A 16,859-nucleotide genomic window follows, 5' to 3' on the forward strand; every position below is an offset into this window, starting at 1 on the left:
CTAAGATAATAAATAAACACACAAAATGCTTTGGCTTTACAACATTGCAATTCAACTTTATAGCTTAATAATCAGGATACTTTCTCCTTTTAATACCAAAGCTTCATTTTTCATCAAAGGAAGACAAAATATTTTCGCCAGAATTGAGAAAAAAATAGATGCCACTACACCACATATCTGGTTTCACTTTGCTTCTTTAGGAGAATTTGAGCAAGGGCGACCGGTATTGGAGAAATTAAAAGAACAATACCCCTTAAAAAAAATAATTGTCACCTTTTTCTCTCCTTCAGGGTATGAAATCAGGAAGAACTATACACTAGCGGAAGGTGTTTTTTATTTGCCACTAGACACCGCCTCAAATGCCAAACGATTAATTGAAGCTTTTAATCCCGAACTTGCCATTTTTACCAAATATGAGTATTGGTATTATTACTTTAAAGAACTGCATAGCAAAAACATCCCCTTATTAATTATTTCAGGCATTTTCAGGCCTAACCAGATCTTTTTTAAGGTTTATGGCTCCTTTCATCGAAAAATCCTCACTTATGTGAGCCATTTCTTTGTACAGAACGAAGAAAGCATTCAATTGCTAAAAACGATAAACATTCAAAATGCTACGCTGAGCGGCGACACCAGATTTGACAGGGTAGCCGAAAATGCTGCCATACCTAAGAAACTAACCATAATTGAAAAATTTTGTGGAAATGCACCTGTTCTTATTGCGGGGAGTACCTGGCCGGAAGATGAACGATTGATTGCATTGTTATGTACTTCAAATCCTGAATGGAAATTTATCATTGCACCCCACGAGATTGGTGTGCATCACATTAATGAAATAGAAGGCTTGTTTCCTCAGGCTATCAAATATTCGACATTTGCCACTGATGAAACAAGTACTGAGCATCAAATATTGATTATTGATAATATAGGAATGTTATCTGCACTTTATGCTTATGGCAAGGTTGCCTATATTGGTGGTGGCTTCGGCGCTGGTATCCACAATACATTGGAAGCGGCTGCATTTGGCATACCTGTTATTTTTGGGCCAAAATATGATAAGTTCCAGGAAGCAAAAGACCTGATAACGCTAGGGGCTGCAAAAAGCATTAATAATATTAATGAGCTTAAATCTGCCTTTGCAGCGTTAACAGCTTCTCAACATCAGGGTGATATTGCAAAGCAATATGTAACCTCAAAAACGGGATCTACTGATCAGATTCTACAATACTTAAGCAAATATTTTAAGACTTAGCCATTTCAACCAGCGCCCTAATAAACTTTGGATTATCATTTAAGCTTTCAACAAGCTGTACATGCTCTCCACCAAGCGCCTTAAACTCTTCGTGGTATTCAACCGTAATTTCATAAAGGGTTTCCAGGCAATCGGCGACAAAAGCAGGGCTAAAAACCAGCAGTCTCTTCTTACCTTCCGCTGCAAGTTTTTTGAGCACGTCAGTCGTATAGGGCTGAACCCACGGTTCTTTTCCTAAACGCGACTGGAAACAAACCGTATAATCTTCTTTGGCAATATTAAGTTTTTGTGCGATCAATCTTGCCGTATCATGTCCCTGGGCAGAATAGCAAAACTTATTGGTATCATTAAGGGTATCACAGCAATTGTCCTTTTTCAAACAATGTTTCCCGGTATGGTCACATTTTAACAATTGACGCTCCGGTAAGCCATGAAAACTAAACAAAACATGATCAAAGGTTTCAGGCTTATACTTCCTCGCATTCTCAGCAAAGGTTTCCAGCATCAATTCATTATCATGAAAAGAGCTTACAAAACTTACAGGGGGTATCGTGGCCCACTTGCTCACCAACTCCATCACCAGCTGGATTACAGAACCGCTGCTGGCCGATGCATATTGAGGAAACAACGGAATTACTTTAATGCTTTCAACAAGGCCGGCCTTCATCTTTTCCAAAGCAGACAAGATTGAAGGATTTTGATAGCGCATGGCAAGCTCTACATGGTATTCTTCCCCAAGTTGTTCCTGTACTAAAGCGGCTTGTATCTTACTGAAATACAATAAGGGTGAGCCATTTTCATCCCAGATCTCTTTGTAAAGCTTTGAGGTTTTCGGGCTGCGAAAAGGAACAATGATACCTTTAACCAGTAAAGTGCGGTTAAAAGCATTCACATCGATCACGCGTTCATCCATCAGAAACTGATCCAGATATTTACGCACATCACCAACTTCCGGACTATCCGGAGTTCCTAAATTCACTAATAGTACACCCTTTTTTCCCATAATTATTCCCCAAAATTAACTATTCAAACTGTTTTTCCGTTTTATCATTTACCCGAAAAGGAATAATTACTTTTTAATGATGAAGGAGAAAGGCTTTCACCTCTTCCATAAGCCACATTGGCGTTGATGTTGCTCCGCATATCCCTACTTTATCATTAGTAGCGAACCAACTCATATCAATTTCCGAAACATTAGATATGAAATACGAATTGTCGTTATATTTTTTGCATACATCGTACAAAACCTTCCCATTGGAAGACTTTTTACCGGATACAAATAAGATTTTATCAAAGTTTGCAACAAATTTCTCCAGATCACCATAACGGTTGGATACTTGCCTGCAAATGGTATCATTTGCTTTAACATCATACCCACGACCAATCAGCTCGTCCTTAATTGCATAAAATTTATCGGTGCTCTTTGTCGTTTGACTGTATAAGGTAAACTTAGCAGGAAGCTCTACCTTATCCAACTCTGCAATATCCTGAAAAACAATCGCTTTACCGTCGGTTTGACCTTGTAAACCGATCACTTCCGCATGACCATGCTTCCCGAATATCAGGATTTGTTCATCATCATCATACGAATTTTTGATTCTGTTCTGCAGTTTCAATACAACCGGACAAGAAGCGTCAATCAATGTCAGTTCATTTTTCAATGCAAGCTCATAAGTGGAAGGTGCCTCTCCATGCGCACGAATCAATACCTTTTCTTTATGTAAATGCTGTAACTGCTCATGATCTATAATACGAAGTCCCTTATCCGTTAACCGTTTCACCTCTTCGTCATTGTGAACAATATCTCCAAGGCAATAAAGGTAATCTTCATTGTCCAATATATCTTCAGCCATATCAATAGCATAAACTACTCCGAAGCAAAAGCCTGATGCCTTATCTATAGTTACAGCTAAATTGTATTTCATGAATATAGTTTTTTTGAGATTATACAAAATTACGCAAAATCTGTTTGATTTTGCTATTTCTTAAGTTTAATTGACACTACAATACGTCCCCAAATCCCTTTCAGTATCAACCCGAATAACAAGATCATCTGCAATGGATGTAACAATACCTGCACTAAAGGATTCTGAGCAGTCAAAAAAGCGATCATCACCCTTGATAAAAAGATCAATCCAACCGGCAGAATTGCAAGTGCCGGGTTAAAATCAAGAGATACAACAACAGGTCCAACTATAACCAGCATTAAGTAGATCAGTGCTACCAAATTGCTATTTGCAAAATTCATCAATAACCGCATGGAAAAGCTCGTTATATCTTTTATATCAACAGTATTATATACGAACTTATTGGCCAATAAAACTTCCGCTTTTAGCTGTTGTTGCTTTACCAACTTTATAATCTCTGTGGCTTCTAATACTTTTATTTGCAATTTTTCATGCCATTTATGCTGTTTATATACTGTAGCATCAAAAAACAAACAATCATTACTCCCCGCAGTAAATGCAGGCAGCCCACTTAATCTAACCAAGCGTAACGGAAGGAGATTCAATAACAAGAAATCATTTAATGGATAAATGCACTTACCTATAAGCCCTGAAGCCCTATATGTAGGGATTAAACTCAAAGCGGCCAGGTTAAATACTTTCATTCGGCATATTAGGTTATTGATTAAACCGTAATGTACTGTAGTGCCCGATGATAAAAACAAAAGATATTTCCCTGTTGTCCGATTGATCAATGTAGTGATGCTTTCGCGATGCTGAACAAATACTTCAGTATGTTCATAATCCTGCTCATCGATCGATGCAAGCAGATTTTCCACATCATGCCTAGCTGTTGAAGTTAAAACAATGATCGAAACCTTTTCCGAAAAATGCTTACCGTAATACCCAAGTTTTGGGTTGGACAAAAAATTAAATAAAGTAACGCAAAACCTCAGTACAAGAAAGACCAGGACTGCATACACAAATAATATCATACTGCATCTCCTGTTTCTAAAAGTAATTAACTTAAATAAACCCGATCTTCCTCACCCTCAACATCCATAATCACATCAACATGTTCCTTCAGGACGGTTGCCATTTTCAAGCCTACAAAATCAGTGGCTATAGGAAATATTTTATGACTCCTATCTACCAACACTACGGTCCTGATTTTTTTATGTGGTGTATTTAGAAACACGCCTAAGCCATAGGCAAGAGTTTTCCCGCTATTCAATACATCATCAACAAGAATGATGACCTTATTTTTCCAATGCGTTTCCTCCAGATCTGTATTGGCAACCAACTTACTGTTTTGCCTGTCCAACTCAATCTTTAGCATGGTAATCTTCAAATCAGAGATTTTTGATAATACCTTTTTCAATCTCAACGCCAGTTTATAGCCTCTATCCCAGATGCCCGCCAGCACAATTTCCTTTTCCGTAAGGTTATCTTCCAATATCTGATAAGCAATTCGGTTTATTTTCTGTTGTATCTGCTTTTTATCAAGAATGAGTAATTGAGATCCTGCCATTTTTTGCCTTATTTTATGCTACAAAAAGAACGATTTTAAGGTTCATATTCAAATATTTAAAAATATTTTCTAAACCATGAAACCTTTCCGCTTCAGCTTTGTCTAATTGGTAGTTTTTTAGTCGTCCCTATCCATGTTTGCCCGGATAGGGATTTCTTTTGTAAGCCAAACCGTTAACCTTTGGTTTTATAAGGATAGAATATAAAATTAGCTCCTTCTGGCACGATCACAAATACGCACATAAAATCCTCTGGTTTTTTATAACTTCTCAAAAACAAAGCCTTTTTTTCGGGTGTAATGATGCCCTTTTCCACAAACTCCTCAAAAGTTGAGGCTTGTATAGTCCATTCCGTACTCAATTCCTTCCTGTCCAAAATCACCTCCCCTATGCTTACGGTATGTTGATGGGCAACAAAAATGGGATTAGCAGAAATCCCTTCAACAATAATTTCTATAGCTACTTCCTTCAAAGCATCAGCATATAAGTCAAGATCTTTTTCCAGACTTACAAGCGGACTTTTCTTCTGCTCATCTTTGCCTCCTTCAGGCTGTTGTGGCATTAATTCTTCAATATCCATCTTTAAAAATCGTTTAGACTTATTCCCCTCTAAATTTCAACAATACTACGTTCTCTACATGTTGCGTATGTGGGAACATATCAACAGGCTTAATCCGCACAACTTCATATTTTTCCTTAAGCAGGCTCAAATCGCGTGCTTGTGTAGCAGCATTACAGCTTACATAAACAATTTTCTCTGCTTCCATCTCCAATAATCTTGCTACCACATCAGCGTGCATTCCCGCCCTTGGTGGATCTGTAATTACCACATCAGGTTTACCATGATCAGCAATAAATTCCCTCGTCAGGATATCTTTCATATCACCTGCATAGAAAATTGTGTTATCAATTCCGTTTAGTTCAGAATTAAACTTTGCATCCTCAATAGCTGTTGGTACATATTCAATTCCAACAACCTGCTTTACGCTACCTGCTACAAAATTAGCAATCGTACCGGCACCTGTGTAAAGGTCGTAAACCAACTCATTACCGGAAAATCCTGCAAATTCTTTAGTGATCTTATATAGTTCATGCGCCTGGACAGAATTGGTCTGATAAAAAGATTTTGCACCGATTTTAAACTTTAAACCGTCCATATCTTCAAAAATATGGTCTCTGCCAGCATAAGTAATAACCTCCTGATCAAAGATGGTATCGTTTTTCTTCTGATTTATAATATATAAAAGGGATGTAATCTCTGGAAAATTGCTTTTTAAATGTTCCATCAAGCCATCTATTTGCTCCTGTTCTGCATAAGCAAATACAACCACTACCATAACTTCACCGGTTGAAGAGGTGCGGATAATCAGATTTCTCAGATTACCTTCATGATTGCGCAGGTCATAAAAAGTAAGGCCAGTCTTTAAAGCATAATACCTAACCTCGTTTCTAATATCATTAGAAGGCTCAGCCTGTAAATAACAATGCTGAACATCAATTATTTTATCAAAACGAAGCGGAACATGAAAACCTAACGCATTCATTTCCAAATCTGGATTAGGACTAGTTACATCCACGCCTTCCGGCCTTTCGGCCATATCTTCTTTATTTAACCAACGTTTATTGGAAAAGGTAAACTCCAGTTTATTCCTGTAGTATTTATTTTCGGCTGAACCTAGAATTGGTTCCATGCCGGTAGTATCTATTTTTGCCAGACGCTGCAATGCAGCTTCTACATTTTTATATTTAAACCTTAACTGAGCATCGTACTCCATATGCTGCCATTTACAGCCACCACAGGTACCAAAATACTGACAAAAGGGATCTGTTCTTAATTCAGATTTTTGATGAAGGGTCTCAATTACCGCTTCTGCTAAATTTTTCTTCTTTTTTACAATACGAACATCCGCAACATCGCCTGGCACAGCTTTTTCTACAAAAACAACCAGCTCATCGGCCTTGCCAACCCCTTTACCCTCTTCGGCAATATCAATAATACTTAAATTAGGAATGATGGTTATCGTTCCGGCTTTTCTATTTCTACTCATTATGCCGCAAATTTACAGGTTTTTTTTCAGACATACAGCTATCCCACGGACATTTTGGAATGCCTGCTATAGAAAGGAATAACGCATAACGTCGTTTACAAAGCTGCTTTAACTAAAAAGGGAAGAAGTTCTTTCTGAAAACTAACAAAGTTTTTGCGGACATCAGAATCGCTAACAGAAGTAAAGGCAAAAGAAAATACTATATTTTTACTGGCTTTCAATAAAAATGCAAGTCCCTCCCTGCGGGATGGATGATTTTTAAAATGGTCAAGCTCAAGATAAGCAGATAGCAATAGCGATTCTAACTGATCAGACAAATGCTTTAAAAACTCCTGAGAATTGGCATTCTCCCGCACAAAATCCCATCCAATAAACTCATTACAAACAGTATAAGTTAATCTACAGGTTTTCATCACCAGAGCTTTTAGATGCTCTTCCTCATCAGCAAACTGAGCTTTATTTTTTAATATTTCGTGCAGGTTTAAATCCAGATAATCCATTAAAATGGCATCCAGAATCTGCTCCTTGCTCTCAAAATACTTATATATCGTAGCTTTGGCTATACGCGCTTTTCTTGCTATTTCATTAACACTTGTTTTATGATAACCGTATTTTCTAAATAACTCCTTAGCAGCTCTAACTATGCTCTCTTTTATTTTCTCTGGTTCCATTAATTGGTTACGTGTAATGTAATTCCTGCTATAACTGTATTATACTTTTTCAGTGACAACTCTGCTGGTGCTTTTGCCGGACTTCCGTCTTCCAAAAGATATTTCGCTCCCGAGCATTTGTCTGTAACCGTAAAACTTGGTTCATCTAACGTTACAGCACATTTTTTTTCAGGATTAACTGTACTGCACCTATCATAAGCCACATACCCTCCATTAAGCGTCCGGTATATCACAATACCTGCAACGCCATAATTATCGAAAGCAACGGCTCCACCAGGACTACTTAACCTAATCAATCTTGGATCACTTAAGGGAAAACTAAGATTAACCGGTACATTAGGAATCACCAGACTTTGTTTACCACATCCGGTCAATACCAAAGCTAACAATAGTATACCGGGAATGCTCCTCATTATATCAATGAAGTTTTATATTGTTTTAAAAATCTTGCATCATTCTCAGAGAACAAACGCAAATCTTTTATTTCAAATTTTAAATTTGCAATACGCTCAATTCCCATTCCAAATGCAAATCCGCTATATTTCTTGCTGTCGATGTTACAGTTTTCCAAAACGTTTGGATCAACCATACCACAACCTAAAATCTCTACCCAACCACTGTATTTGCACATCTGACAACCAGCACCTTTACATATTGTACAAGAAATGTCCATTTCTGCAGATGGCTCTGTAAATGGAAAATAAGATGGGCGGAAACGCACTTTTGTACCTTCGCCATACAACTCCTGCACAAAATAAAATAAGGTTTGCTTTAAGTCTGCAAAAGATACATTTTCATCCACATACAAACCCTCTACCTGGTGAAAAAAGCAATGTGCCCTTGCAGAAATTGCTTCATTCCGGTATACACGTCCCGGCATAATTGCTCTGAACGGTGGTTTCCCAGACTCCATCATTCTCACTTGTACGGAGGATGTATGTGTACGCAATGCGATATCACCTTTTTCTCCACCTTTTTTAATGAAGAAGGTATCCTGCATATCACGTGCCGGATGTTCTTCAGGAAAATTCAATGCAGAGAAGTTATGCCAGTCATCTTCAATTTCCGGCCCCTCGGCAACCACAAAACCAAGTTTATTAAAAATCTCAATGATCTCTCTTCGTACCAAAGCCAAAGGATGGCGGGAACCAACTTCAAACCCTTCACCAGGAAGCGTTAAGTCCATACCTGACTCTTTTGAAGTATCAGCTACCTCTGTCTGATCTTTAAGCGTTTGATATTTGGCCTCTGCCAATTGCTTAAACTCATTTAAAACCTTACCCAGAGTTCTTTTCTCTTCAGGTGAAACAGCTTTAAACTCATCAAAAATATCTTTGATGATTCCTTTGGTACCCAGGAATTTTATGCGGAATTGTTCTAATTCATCAGCATTATCCGTAGAAAAAGCATTAATTTCCTCGGTGTATTGTGTTATCTTATCTTGTAACATGGGGTCAAATATACAGCAATTTCTATAATATTTTTATAAACACCGGGTCCAAAATCAACTTGTAAGATGTTACAAGCGGGAAAATGAACCCGGTCTTACAATTTATATCACACCCAATGCTTTACCTACCTTCGTAAATGCAGCAATTGCTTTATCTAAATGATGTAACTCGTGCGCAGCAGATAGCTGAACGCGGATTCTTGCTTTACCTTGTCCAACTACAGGATAGTAAAAACCAATCACATAAATCCCTTCTTCCAACATCTTTGCAGCAAATTCCTGTGCCAGTTTAGCATCATACAACATCACGGGTACAATAGGATGCACACCTGGTTTAATATCAAAACCTGCATCAGTCATTTTTTCGCGGAAATACCTGGTGTTAGATTCCAGTTTATCTCTTAAATCTGTCGTTTCACTTAGCAAATCCAATACTGCCACTGAAGCACCAGCGATAGCTGGAGCCAATGTGTTGGAGAATAAATATGGACGAGAACGCTGACGTAACATATCAATAATTTCTTTTTTACCGGATGTAAAACCACCTGAAGCACCACCAAGGGCCTTACCCAAGGTACCGGTTATAATGTCAACACGGTCCATTACATTAAAATACTCATGCGTCCCACGGCCTGTTTTTCCGATAAACCCGGTACAGTGCGACTCATCGATCATCACTAATGCCTCGTATTTATCGGCAAGGTCACAGATTTGATCTAATGGAGCCACTACTCCATCCATAGAAAATGCGCCATCCGTAACAATAATTCGGTGTCTACAATCTTTAGCAGCAATCAATTGTTGCTCCAGATCAACCATATCTGCATTTTTATACCTAAAACGTTTTGCTTTACACAAACGAACGCCATCAATAATTGAAGCATGGTTCAATTCATCGGATATAATTGCATCCTGATCGTTAAATAAAGGCTCAAAAACACCTCCATTTGCATCAAATGCAGCAGCATATAAAATGGTATCTTCTGTACCTAAAAATTTAGAGATCTTTTCTTCCAGTTCTTTATGTACATCCTGAGTACCACAAATAAAGCGAACGGATGACATTCCATAACCATATTTATCGATTGCTTTTTTAGCTGCATCAATAACACGTGGATCAGAGGATAGGCCAAGGTAATTATTTGCACAAAAGTTAACGACTTCCTGCCCTGTACTTATCTTTATATCAGCACCCTGCGGCGTAATAATGATACGCTCACGTTTAAATAAACCATCTTTTTCTATTTGATCTAGTTCCTGCTGAAGAACCGGCTGTAATGTTTTATACATAATAATAAGTGTTATACTGCCAAAGTTATGCAATTCCCCTGTTCGGGTGGTAACCAAAATCAGGTATATTTAGAAATCTACGTGTATCCTTGCCCTGATTCCCCATTTAGAAACATGTGGTTGATAAAGATAAGTAAAGCGCCTAACATAGTCAACCCGCAGCAACTTGAAAATATTTGAAAGGCCTACACTACCCTCGACATAAGGAGTTTTGTCCAATCCAAATGAAGTCTGAACACCATCCTTATCTGTAGCAAAACGATAAAGATCAGGATCATTTTCGGGTCTGTTTTTTGGTGAAATCCCACCGTAAAGTACCTTCGCGGAGAACACTTCACGAAGTTTTAGCTTTTTAATCAGCGGCACTTTGTTTAAGATTAAGCCATTGAGAGAATGATCAATATTGATACTGGCATATCTATCGCTCATAAACTCCATAAAGTTCATTAAATTATAGGATTGAATCTGATAGGCATAGGTTTGATTGGCCTTATGAATATCTAAGAGCGGGAACGGGACTTTACCCAATATCATTCCACCTTCAACAATCACATCAGAATAACCAAAAGGAGCCACATATACCCTTTTAAAGACATTCAATAATAGATTTTGGTAGGTATAGTCTCCATTTAAAAAATCCTTGAATGCGGCCGAAGCTCTAAATGTAAAAACCGGATATCCATTCTTTATAGGACGACGAAAGCGTTTTCCCTGGTAAAATTGCTCTTTAGGGGCCCATCTAAGTTCAGAGGTAAATTCAGATACCTGAAGACGATGTACAAGTGGAGCTCCTGAAGCCGGTTGAAAGATCAATCCACCAGCTGGAGTAAATTCCTGATTACGAAAGCCGACCCGATAAGACAGGTGATTTTCCATTTCCCGGAGGTATTCTCCTGACCATTTCCGATTGTATAAACGTTTATCATCAACCCCTCTTTTAAATGAAAGCAAGAAATTATCCTCTTCCAGGAAACTAAAGTCCTGTCCCGGAATTTGGGTTTCATAACTACTCCTTATTGCAATCGAATTTATTGGAAACCTAAGCACACCTTCGGGTTTAAAGGAATAAATAACCCCTACAGAATGCTTCCACTCTTTATCTTTAGTACCATAAGCGACTCCCGCATCCAATACCACTTTATCGCTAAAATCTTCATTTGTTCTTCCACTTAGACGTAGTCTGGTTCCCTCAACATTGTTAAAGCTATAAAAAGAGGTTACCGGCCCAATATCAATAGGCCCGGTCTTGTGAAAACCGGTAATTACCAAAGCAGAAATCCCCATAAATCGCTTGAACTTTGGCGATTCTTTCAGGCTATCAATATTTTTATAAGCATTTAACTCCAGAGCAGACAATGCCAGTGGGCGTTTAAAAGTATCCAAACTTTTCTTTCTTACAGAGAGTTCCTTAGCAGAAGGAAAAACTACCCCCTCATTACCAATTCTATAATTGGAAGTTGCGAGTGTTCGCACACCAAAAATACTGTGCTTCCCCTTAAACAACCCCAAATCCATAGCGGTAGTACTTTTAGTAATATAATATTGCCCCTTTTTATCTCTTGTATACTCAACGCTGGCCTGAAAATCATTTACCCAGTTGAGATTAATAGCTTTATTCAGATAAAATGTTGCACTGCTTACCGCATAATTGCCATCAAGAGGAATTAGCATTTCACCCATAAAAAGCTGATCCTGTTTATTTCTCGGACTAAATGCGAGGCGCACAACATAAGGCTTTACATTTTTAATTGTGTCTGTAATGAAATACTTATAAAATTCAGGAGCTAAGGACGAAATCGGACTTAGAAAACGTTGACTTCCAAGGGCAATATCATGGTCATAAATATCTACATGTTGATAGACCCGGTTTAGGTATTCATCAATTCCATCCTCATCAAATCCCTGATCAATTCTGGATTGCTTTTCGTCCAGTACCAAAGACTTATCATTTAAATGATCTTTAGTTTCCTGGCACATAGATAGCCTTTCGCGCATAAACAATGGGATTAATGCTCTTCCTGGAATTCTAACTGTATCGGCGGTTTTAAGCAAAAATGGAAATTTTCGCAAAAAAGAAGACGTTGAAATCTCTGCAACTCCCATATTCAGAGACATGTTTAATTTTTCGTACTGATTAAAAACCACAGTACTATCCTGCTTATTTCGGTTTTTATCTCTATTGGCAATTACATTTCGAATCAAATCAACGGCTTCATTATTCTTATTGTGATATTTTGTTTTTTTAGACGCAACAATACTTACCCCATCAAGATTGTTGCTACTTTCCTCCAGTTCAATATTTATGGAAGGAACTTCTTTCGCTGACAATGAATAATGGAGTTTCTTATAACCTATAGCAGAGAAACTAAGTCCTTTTATTGTTTTACTTGTATGAATGTGGAAATTTCCGTCTTTATCGGAAACTGTTCCGCCACTAGCACCTGAAAATGAAATGGTAACAGCTGGAATAGGTTGTTTGGTATGTTTATCCTTAACCAAACCTTTAATAGTGGTTTGACCAAAAGAAGGCATTGAAAACAGGAGTATCAACAAGCTGCCACCAGATAATAATTTACTGGAAAACTGCAAAGAAAAAAGGTGTAAGGGGTTAAAACTAATGAGATGAACTGCAATACGACAAAAAGCCACAACGTGAAAAAACATAGAATTTTAATATATAAACCTTAATCTGTAATACCTTTGTTGTTATATCAGTAAATACAATTGAACTTATTGGATAATTTTCAAAGATAAGTACGTTTTTTCATTTCTTCGGAAGAAGTCTGAGGAAATCCTTAAGATTAAAAAGTTGCCCATTAACAAATTAAAACAAAGCACACTGGTAAGCGTTGTAAATTATAATCATATTTGATTATTCAAAACAAGCAGTTAAACCACTAATCATTGCTACTATTTTTAGTCTAGGAATAATGATTTAAACCCCATTGATGAAGTATTTTTTTTTGACATTCTCTCTTTTTCTAAGCTTACTTAGCAGTTCTGCACAGCAATTTAAACTCAGCGGCAGCATTCTTGATCCTGAGGGTAATGCCGTGTCTTTTGCCTCTGTATTCATCAAAAACACGACAAAGGGAACTGCTGCAAACATCGATGGACAATACGCCTTTACGATTGATCCGGGTACTTATACTATCATATACAAGGCAATTGGTTATAAGGTCGTAGAAAAAGAATTAACAATCAATGCTGATCTTTTGCAAAATATAGTCCTTAGCCCCGAGGCTTACACACTTTCCAGTGTTACTATCAATGCAAACGCCGAAGACCCTGCTTACGAAGTGATCAGACAAGCTATAAAAGCAAGAAAGAAGCACCTTAATGAGGTAAAGGCCTACACCTGCGATGTTTACATTAAGGGTTTACAAAAACTGAGTGGCGCTCCAAAAAAGATATTTGGAAGGGATGTACAAAGGATACTGGATTTGGATACGAATAGAAGAGGTATTTTATACCTTTCCGAATCTACGTCCACTTTTGCTTATCAACGTCCTGATCAAATTCATGAAGAAATGATTTCTTCAAAAACTGCGGGGAAGAACAATGCTTTTAGCTTTAATAAAGCCTCCGACCTGATCATCAATTTCTATGACAACCTCTTACTGGAAAGCAAATTGAGTACCCGAGGTTTTGTATCTCCAATTTCCGACAATGCCTTACTCTACTATCATTATAAGCTATTAGGTGTAAGTATGGAAAATGGAGCCCTGATCAACAAAATCGAACTCATTCCACGCAGGGCTCACGACCCGGTATTTAGAGGAATAATTTATATTAAAGATGATACCTGGCATTTGGTCAACGCCGATGTTTATCTCACAAAAAACACAGGCATCAACCTCCTTGACACCCTTAACATTTCCCAGCAGTTTTTGAAAACAGGCAATACTTATATGCCTTCAAATATTAACTTTCAATTTAGCGGAAACATATTGGGTTTTAAGTTTGACGGCTACTATATCGGGGTTTACAGTAACTATAACCTAAAGCCCAACTTCCCTAAACACTATTTCAATGGTGAGATTTTGAAGATCAATAAGTCGGTTAACAAGAAAGACTCCCTATTCTGGTTAAACAACCGTCCCATTCCACTTACTCCGGAAGAAAGTAGGAATTATGTCAGAAAAGACAGCATTGCTGCCATAAAGAGCTCAAATCGTTACCTCGACTCTGTGGAAAAAGTCAACAATAAAATAGGCCCATTTTCACTCATCGCATTCGGATACACCATTACCAAATATCGTAAAAAAGAGCACTACACTTTCGAACCACTTTATAATTCCATATTTTACAACACAGTTGAAGGCCTCACTTTCAAACCCGCAGTCGTTTTTACAAAAGCGCTCGAAGACAAACGTAATTATAGTATCCGGGCTGAAGTCAGGTATGGCATTTCAAATAAAACATTTACCGGAAACCTAACAGCGAACTACCGATACAACCCTATAAAAAGGGCAAATATCAGTATCAGCGCAGGATCAGGCATATTTGACCTCAACAACTATGGTTCTATGAGTCTATATAGCAACTCCATTAACTCCTTGTTTTTTGAGACCAATTACTCCAAGTTTTATAAAAAAGAATTTGCGAACATTAAAACTGCCGGGGAACTTACCAATGGGCTTCTGGCAAATCTTAGTGTAGATTACTCCCGCAACACCAACCTCGTCAATACCACCTATTTTAAATTCGATGACTTTAAAGGGGAACAATTCACCTCAAACAATCCCTTTACGCCATTAGTAGAAACGCCATTATTTCCTACCTACAGCGCTTTAGCTTTAAAAGCCTCCCTCAAGTACACTATAGGACAACGATACATTACCCGTCCAGAAGGCCGTTTTTACCAACCTTCTAAATATCCTACAATTGAGCTTTTGTATAGAAAGGGCATAAAAGGCTTATTAAATAGTGATGTTGATTATGATATCCTTTCATTGGAGGTCGCGAAAGAGAAAATCAATTGTGGGCTATGGGGGTATTCATCAATTGTTCTTGAAGCAGGAAAATTCCTAAATAACAGTCAAATCTATTATCCTGAATACAAGCACTTCAGGGGCAACAATTCCCTATTTTCCTTACCTGAATTAAGAAAATTCCTTTTCCTTGATTTTTATCTATTCAGCACCAATCAGGAATACATAGAGGCCCACTTTGAGCATAACTTTTCTGGCTTGTTTACCAACAAGGTTCCATTATTACGGAAATTAAAATTGGAAGAGTTAATTGGTGCCAGCTATTTGAGCCAGCCTATGAAAAGAGATTACACGGAATTCTATTTCGGCTTTCAGCGGTTAATATTCAGAGCCGTTTATGGTTTTGCCTACAATGGCAACAAAGAAATACAGCATGGGTTCCGCCTCTCATATGGTTTTTAATCCACAAAAAATGGGATATACCACGACGATATATCCCATTTTTAGTTTAAAACCAGATCTTATTTAATCGCCATTTTTTTGCGTAAATCAGATGGAATTCCATTCTTGTTCAACAAGAAGGCAGTAGTTTTATATTTTACAAAGTTTTTAGTTACATATAAGTATCCTTTGTAATCGTTACTTGCACCCCAAGAGTTTTTAACGATATAATATTCTTTACCAGTTTGATCTTTCGCTATACCGGTAATTTGCATTCCGTGATCATCAGTAGTCTCATAGTCATCAAAAGCTGCCTGACGCATCTCTACAGTAATTTCTTTCTCAGGTTTTGGACCATTAAACATGGCTTTTTTTTCGTCATTGCTCATGTTTTCAAAATCTTTTGCAGGCACATAAGCCACACCGTTTTTCCAGCTAAAGCCTTTTTCACTTACATCAGTAGCCCATGCAACAGTAAATCCTTTTTTCAATGCATTGTCAATAATGGTAGTGATATCGTTCATCTGCACATTATAAACCTGATCAAATGACCAGTTATCAGGCACCATTAATACAGTTTTCTCATAGTAAGGACTAGTAGTGAATGATGAAAGCTCCACATAATCAGCAGGGTTAATTCCAACCACCTCTTTAGCGAAAGTTTTAGGAGTATACTCTTTTCCTTCATAAGTGAATTTCTCAGGAACAGCACCCATACAAGAATCTATAGTTGCAATGTATCTTGCTTTCCATGTTGGATCGAATTTACCTTCAACTGCTTTCTTTAAAATGGCTTCTGTTAGTTTGTTCATTCTATCTGAAGAACCCGGACTTCCATAATCGTTACCATTATAAGCCTCCTGAGGTAAAGCACCATATTTAGCAAACATATTGATTACATCATGACAAGCACCACCATCGCCTAAAGTCAGTGCACCATGCATACGTACATAGTTGATGCCTTTTTCGATATAAGCATTACGGGCAGTAAACAAATCGGCCAAATCAACCGGTTTCTTACCCATACGGATCATCTCAGATTCAAGGAATGAATTGGTACTATAGCTCCAGCATGTACCTGATGATTTTTGATTCTTTACTGATGTTGCTTCAGCATTTACTACCGGAGTAAAAGTAAAACTGCTTGTACTGTTAGCACTTTGGTTATTTTTAAGCGAATTAACAAGATTGTCTTGTGCAAAGCCAACGGTAGTTCCAAGCAATAGCGCAGCTGATAACCACAATGGCTTCATTGAAATTTTAGTCATTTTATGTTTAAAAGTTAGTTAGTATACAGT

The 16,859-nt window shown here is 37.7% G+C and carries 14 protein-coding genes; 2 read left to right on the plus strand and 12 right to left on the minus strand.

The features are described 5' to 3' along the window. Positions 1–25: 25 nt before the first annotated feature. Positions 26–1,252, plus strand: a complete 1,227-nt coding sequence (locus P0Y49_18180; GenBank protein WEK18709.1) for a glycosyltransferase N-terminal domain-containing protein — start codon at positions 26–28, stop codon at positions 1,250–1,252. Here P0Y49_18180 and hemH read toward each other — a convergent pair. From hemH to P0Y49_18235, 11 genes are all read right to left on the minus strand, one after another. Beyond that, complete coding sequence (gene hemH, locus P0Y49_18185; protein WEK18710.1) at positions 1,242–2,255, minus strand: ferrochelatase; 1,014 nt, start codon at positions 2,253–2,255, stop codon at positions 1,242–1,244. The genes P0Y49_18180 and hemH overlap by 11 nt on opposite strands. Positions 2,256–2,328: 73 nt before the next feature. Further along, the gene (locus tag P0Y49_18190) at positions 2,329–3,177 is read right to left on the minus strand and encodes a 4-hydroxy-3-methylbut-2-enyl diphosphate reductase (GenBank protein WEK18711.1); all 849 of its coding nucleotides are present in this window, start codon (positions 3,175–3,177) and stop codon (positions 2,329–2,331) included. Between the two features lie 53 nt (positions 3,178–3,230). Continuing rightward, positions 3,231–4,124 carry a hypothetical protein gene (locus tag P0Y49_18195; GenBank protein ID WEK18712.1) on the minus strand — a complete coding sequence of 298 codons (894 nt, stop codon included), beginning with the start codon at positions 4,122–4,124 and terminating at the stop codon, positions 3,231–3,233. Positions 4,125–4,219: 95 nt separating this feature from the next. Further along, the gene (locus P0Y49_18200) at positions 4,220–4,729 is read right to left on the minus strand and encodes a phosphoribosyltransferase family protein (protein WEK18713.1); all 510 of its coding nucleotides are present in this window, start codon (positions 4,727–4,729) and stop codon (positions 4,220–4,222) included. A 173-nt stretch (positions 4,730–4,902) separates the two neighbouring features. Continuing rightward, a complete protein-coding gene (locus tag P0Y49_18205; GenBank protein ID WEK18714.1) occupies positions 4,903–5,307 on the minus strand; it encodes a hypothetical protein in 405 nt (134 codons plus the stop codon). Positions 5,308–5,326: 19 nt separating this feature from the next. Beyond that, complete coding sequence (rlmD, locus tag P0Y49_18210) at positions 5,327–6,775, minus strand: 23S rRNA (uracil(1939)-C(5))-methyltransferase RlmD (GenBank protein ID WEK18715.1); 1,449 nt, start codon at positions 6,773–6,775, stop codon at positions 5,327–5,329. Between the two features lie 95 nt (positions 6,776–6,870). Then, positions 6,871–7,446: a helix-turn-helix domain containing protein gene (locus P0Y49_18215; protein ID WEK18716.1), complete on the minus strand. Its 576-nt coding sequence runs from the start codon at positions 7,444–7,446 to the stop codon at positions 6,871–6,873. After that, the gene (locus P0Y49_18220) at positions 7,446–7,859 is read right to left on the minus strand and encodes a hypothetical protein (GenBank protein WEK18717.1); all 414 of its coding nucleotides are present in this window, start codon (positions 7,857–7,859) and stop codon (positions 7,446–7,448) included. Before P0Y49_18220 ends, P0Y49_18215 begins: the two co-directional genes overlap by 1 nt. Continuing rightward, on the minus strand, positions 7,859–8,896 hold the full coding sequence (gene pheS, locus P0Y49_18225; GenBank protein WEK18718.1) for a phenylalanine--tRNA ligase subunit alpha: 1,038 nt from the start codon (positions 8,894–8,896) through the stop codon (positions 7,859–7,861). Before pheS ends, P0Y49_18220 begins: the two co-directional genes overlap by 1 nt. Before the next feature lie 102 nt (positions 8,897–8,998). Beyond that, positions 8,999–10,186: a glycine C-acetyltransferase gene (kbl, locus tag P0Y49_18230; protein ID WEK18719.1), complete on the minus strand. Its 1,188-nt coding sequence runs from the start codon at positions 10,184–10,186 to the stop codon at positions 8,999–9,001. Between the two features lie 69 nt (positions 10,187–10,255). Next, positions 10,256–12,850, minus strand: a complete 2,595-nt coding sequence (locus P0Y49_18235) for a DUF5686 family protein (protein ID WEK18720.1) — start codon at positions 12,848–12,850, stop codon at positions 10,256–10,258. A gap of 284 nt (positions 12,851–13,134) precedes the next feature. On the opposite strand from P0Y49_18235, the gene P0Y49_18240 reads away from it, so the two are divergent. Next, on the plus strand, positions 13,135–15,582 hold the full coding sequence (locus tag P0Y49_18240; protein ID WEK18721.1) for a DUF5686 and carboxypeptidase regulatory-like domain-containing protein: 2,448 nt from the start codon (positions 13,135–13,137) through the stop codon (positions 15,580–15,582). A gap of 59 nt (positions 15,583–15,641) precedes the next feature. Here P0Y49_18240 and P0Y49_18245 read toward each other — a convergent pair whose 3' ends face one another. Next, positions 15,642–16,814, minus strand: coding sequence for a C1 family peptidase (locus P0Y49_18245; GenBank protein ID WEK21810.1), 1,173 nt, complete (start codon positions 16,812–16,814; stop codon positions 15,642–15,644). Positions 16,815–16,859: the final 45 nt, after the last annotated feature.

The organism is Candidatus Pedobacter colombiensis, from assembly GCA_029202485.1.
Taxonomy (GTDB): Bacteria; Bacteroidota; Bacteroidia; order Sphingobacteriales; family Sphingobacteriaceae; genus Pedobacter; species Pedobacter colombiensis.

Excerpts from the sequence above, each read along its gene's own strand:
- P0Y49_18180 (WEK18709.1), top strand. The coding sequence starts at position 26 with ATGCTTTGGCTTTACAACATTGCAATTCAACTTTATAGCTTAATAATC.
- hemH (WEK18710.1), bottom strand. The coding sequence starts at position 2,255 with ATGGGAAAAAAGGGTGTACTATTAGTGAATTTAGGAACTCCGGATAGT.
- P0Y49_18190 (WEK18711.1), bottom strand. The coding sequence starts at position 3,177 with ATGAAATACAATTTAGCTGTAACTATAGATAAGGCATCAGGCTTTTGC.
- P0Y49_18200 (WEK18713.1), bottom strand. The coding sequence starts at position 4,729 with ATGGCAGGATCTCAATTACTCATTCTTGATAAAAAGCAGATACAACAG.
- P0Y49_18205 (WEK18714.1), bottom strand. The coding sequence starts at position 5,307 with ATGGATATTGAAGAATTAATGCCACAACAGCCTGAAGGAGGCAAAGAT.
- rlmD (WEK18715.1), bottom strand. The coding sequence starts at position 6,775 with ATGAGTAGAAATAGAAAAGCCGGAACGATAACCATCATTCCTAATTTA.
- P0Y49_18215 (WEK18716.1), bottom strand. The coding sequence starts at position 7,446 with ATGGAACCAGAGAAAATAAAAGAGAGCATAGTTAGAGCTGCTAAGGAG.
- P0Y49_18220 (WEK18717.1), bottom strand. The coding sequence starts at position 7,859 with ATGAGGAGCATTCCCGGTATACTATTGTTAGCTTTGGTATTGACCGGA.
- pheS (WEK18718.1), bottom strand. The coding sequence starts at position 8,896 with ATGTTACAAGATAAGATAACACAATACACCGAGGAAATTAATGCTTTT.
- kbl (WEK18719.1), bottom strand. The coding sequence starts at position 10,186 with ATGTATAAAACATTACAGCCGGTTCTTCAGCAGGAACTAGATCAAATA.
- P0Y49_18235 (WEK18720.1), bottom strand. The coding sequence starts at position 12,850 with ATGTTTTTTCACGTTGTGGCTTTTTGTCGTATTGCAGTTCATCTCATT.
- P0Y49_18240 (WEK18721.1), top strand. The coding sequence starts at position 13,135 with ATGAAGTATTTTTTTTTGACATTCTCTCTTTTTCTAAGCTTACTTAGC.
- P0Y49_18245 (WEK21810.1), bottom strand. The coding sequence starts at position 16,814 with ATGAAGCCATTGTGGTTATCAGCTGCGCTATTGCTTGGAACTACCGTT.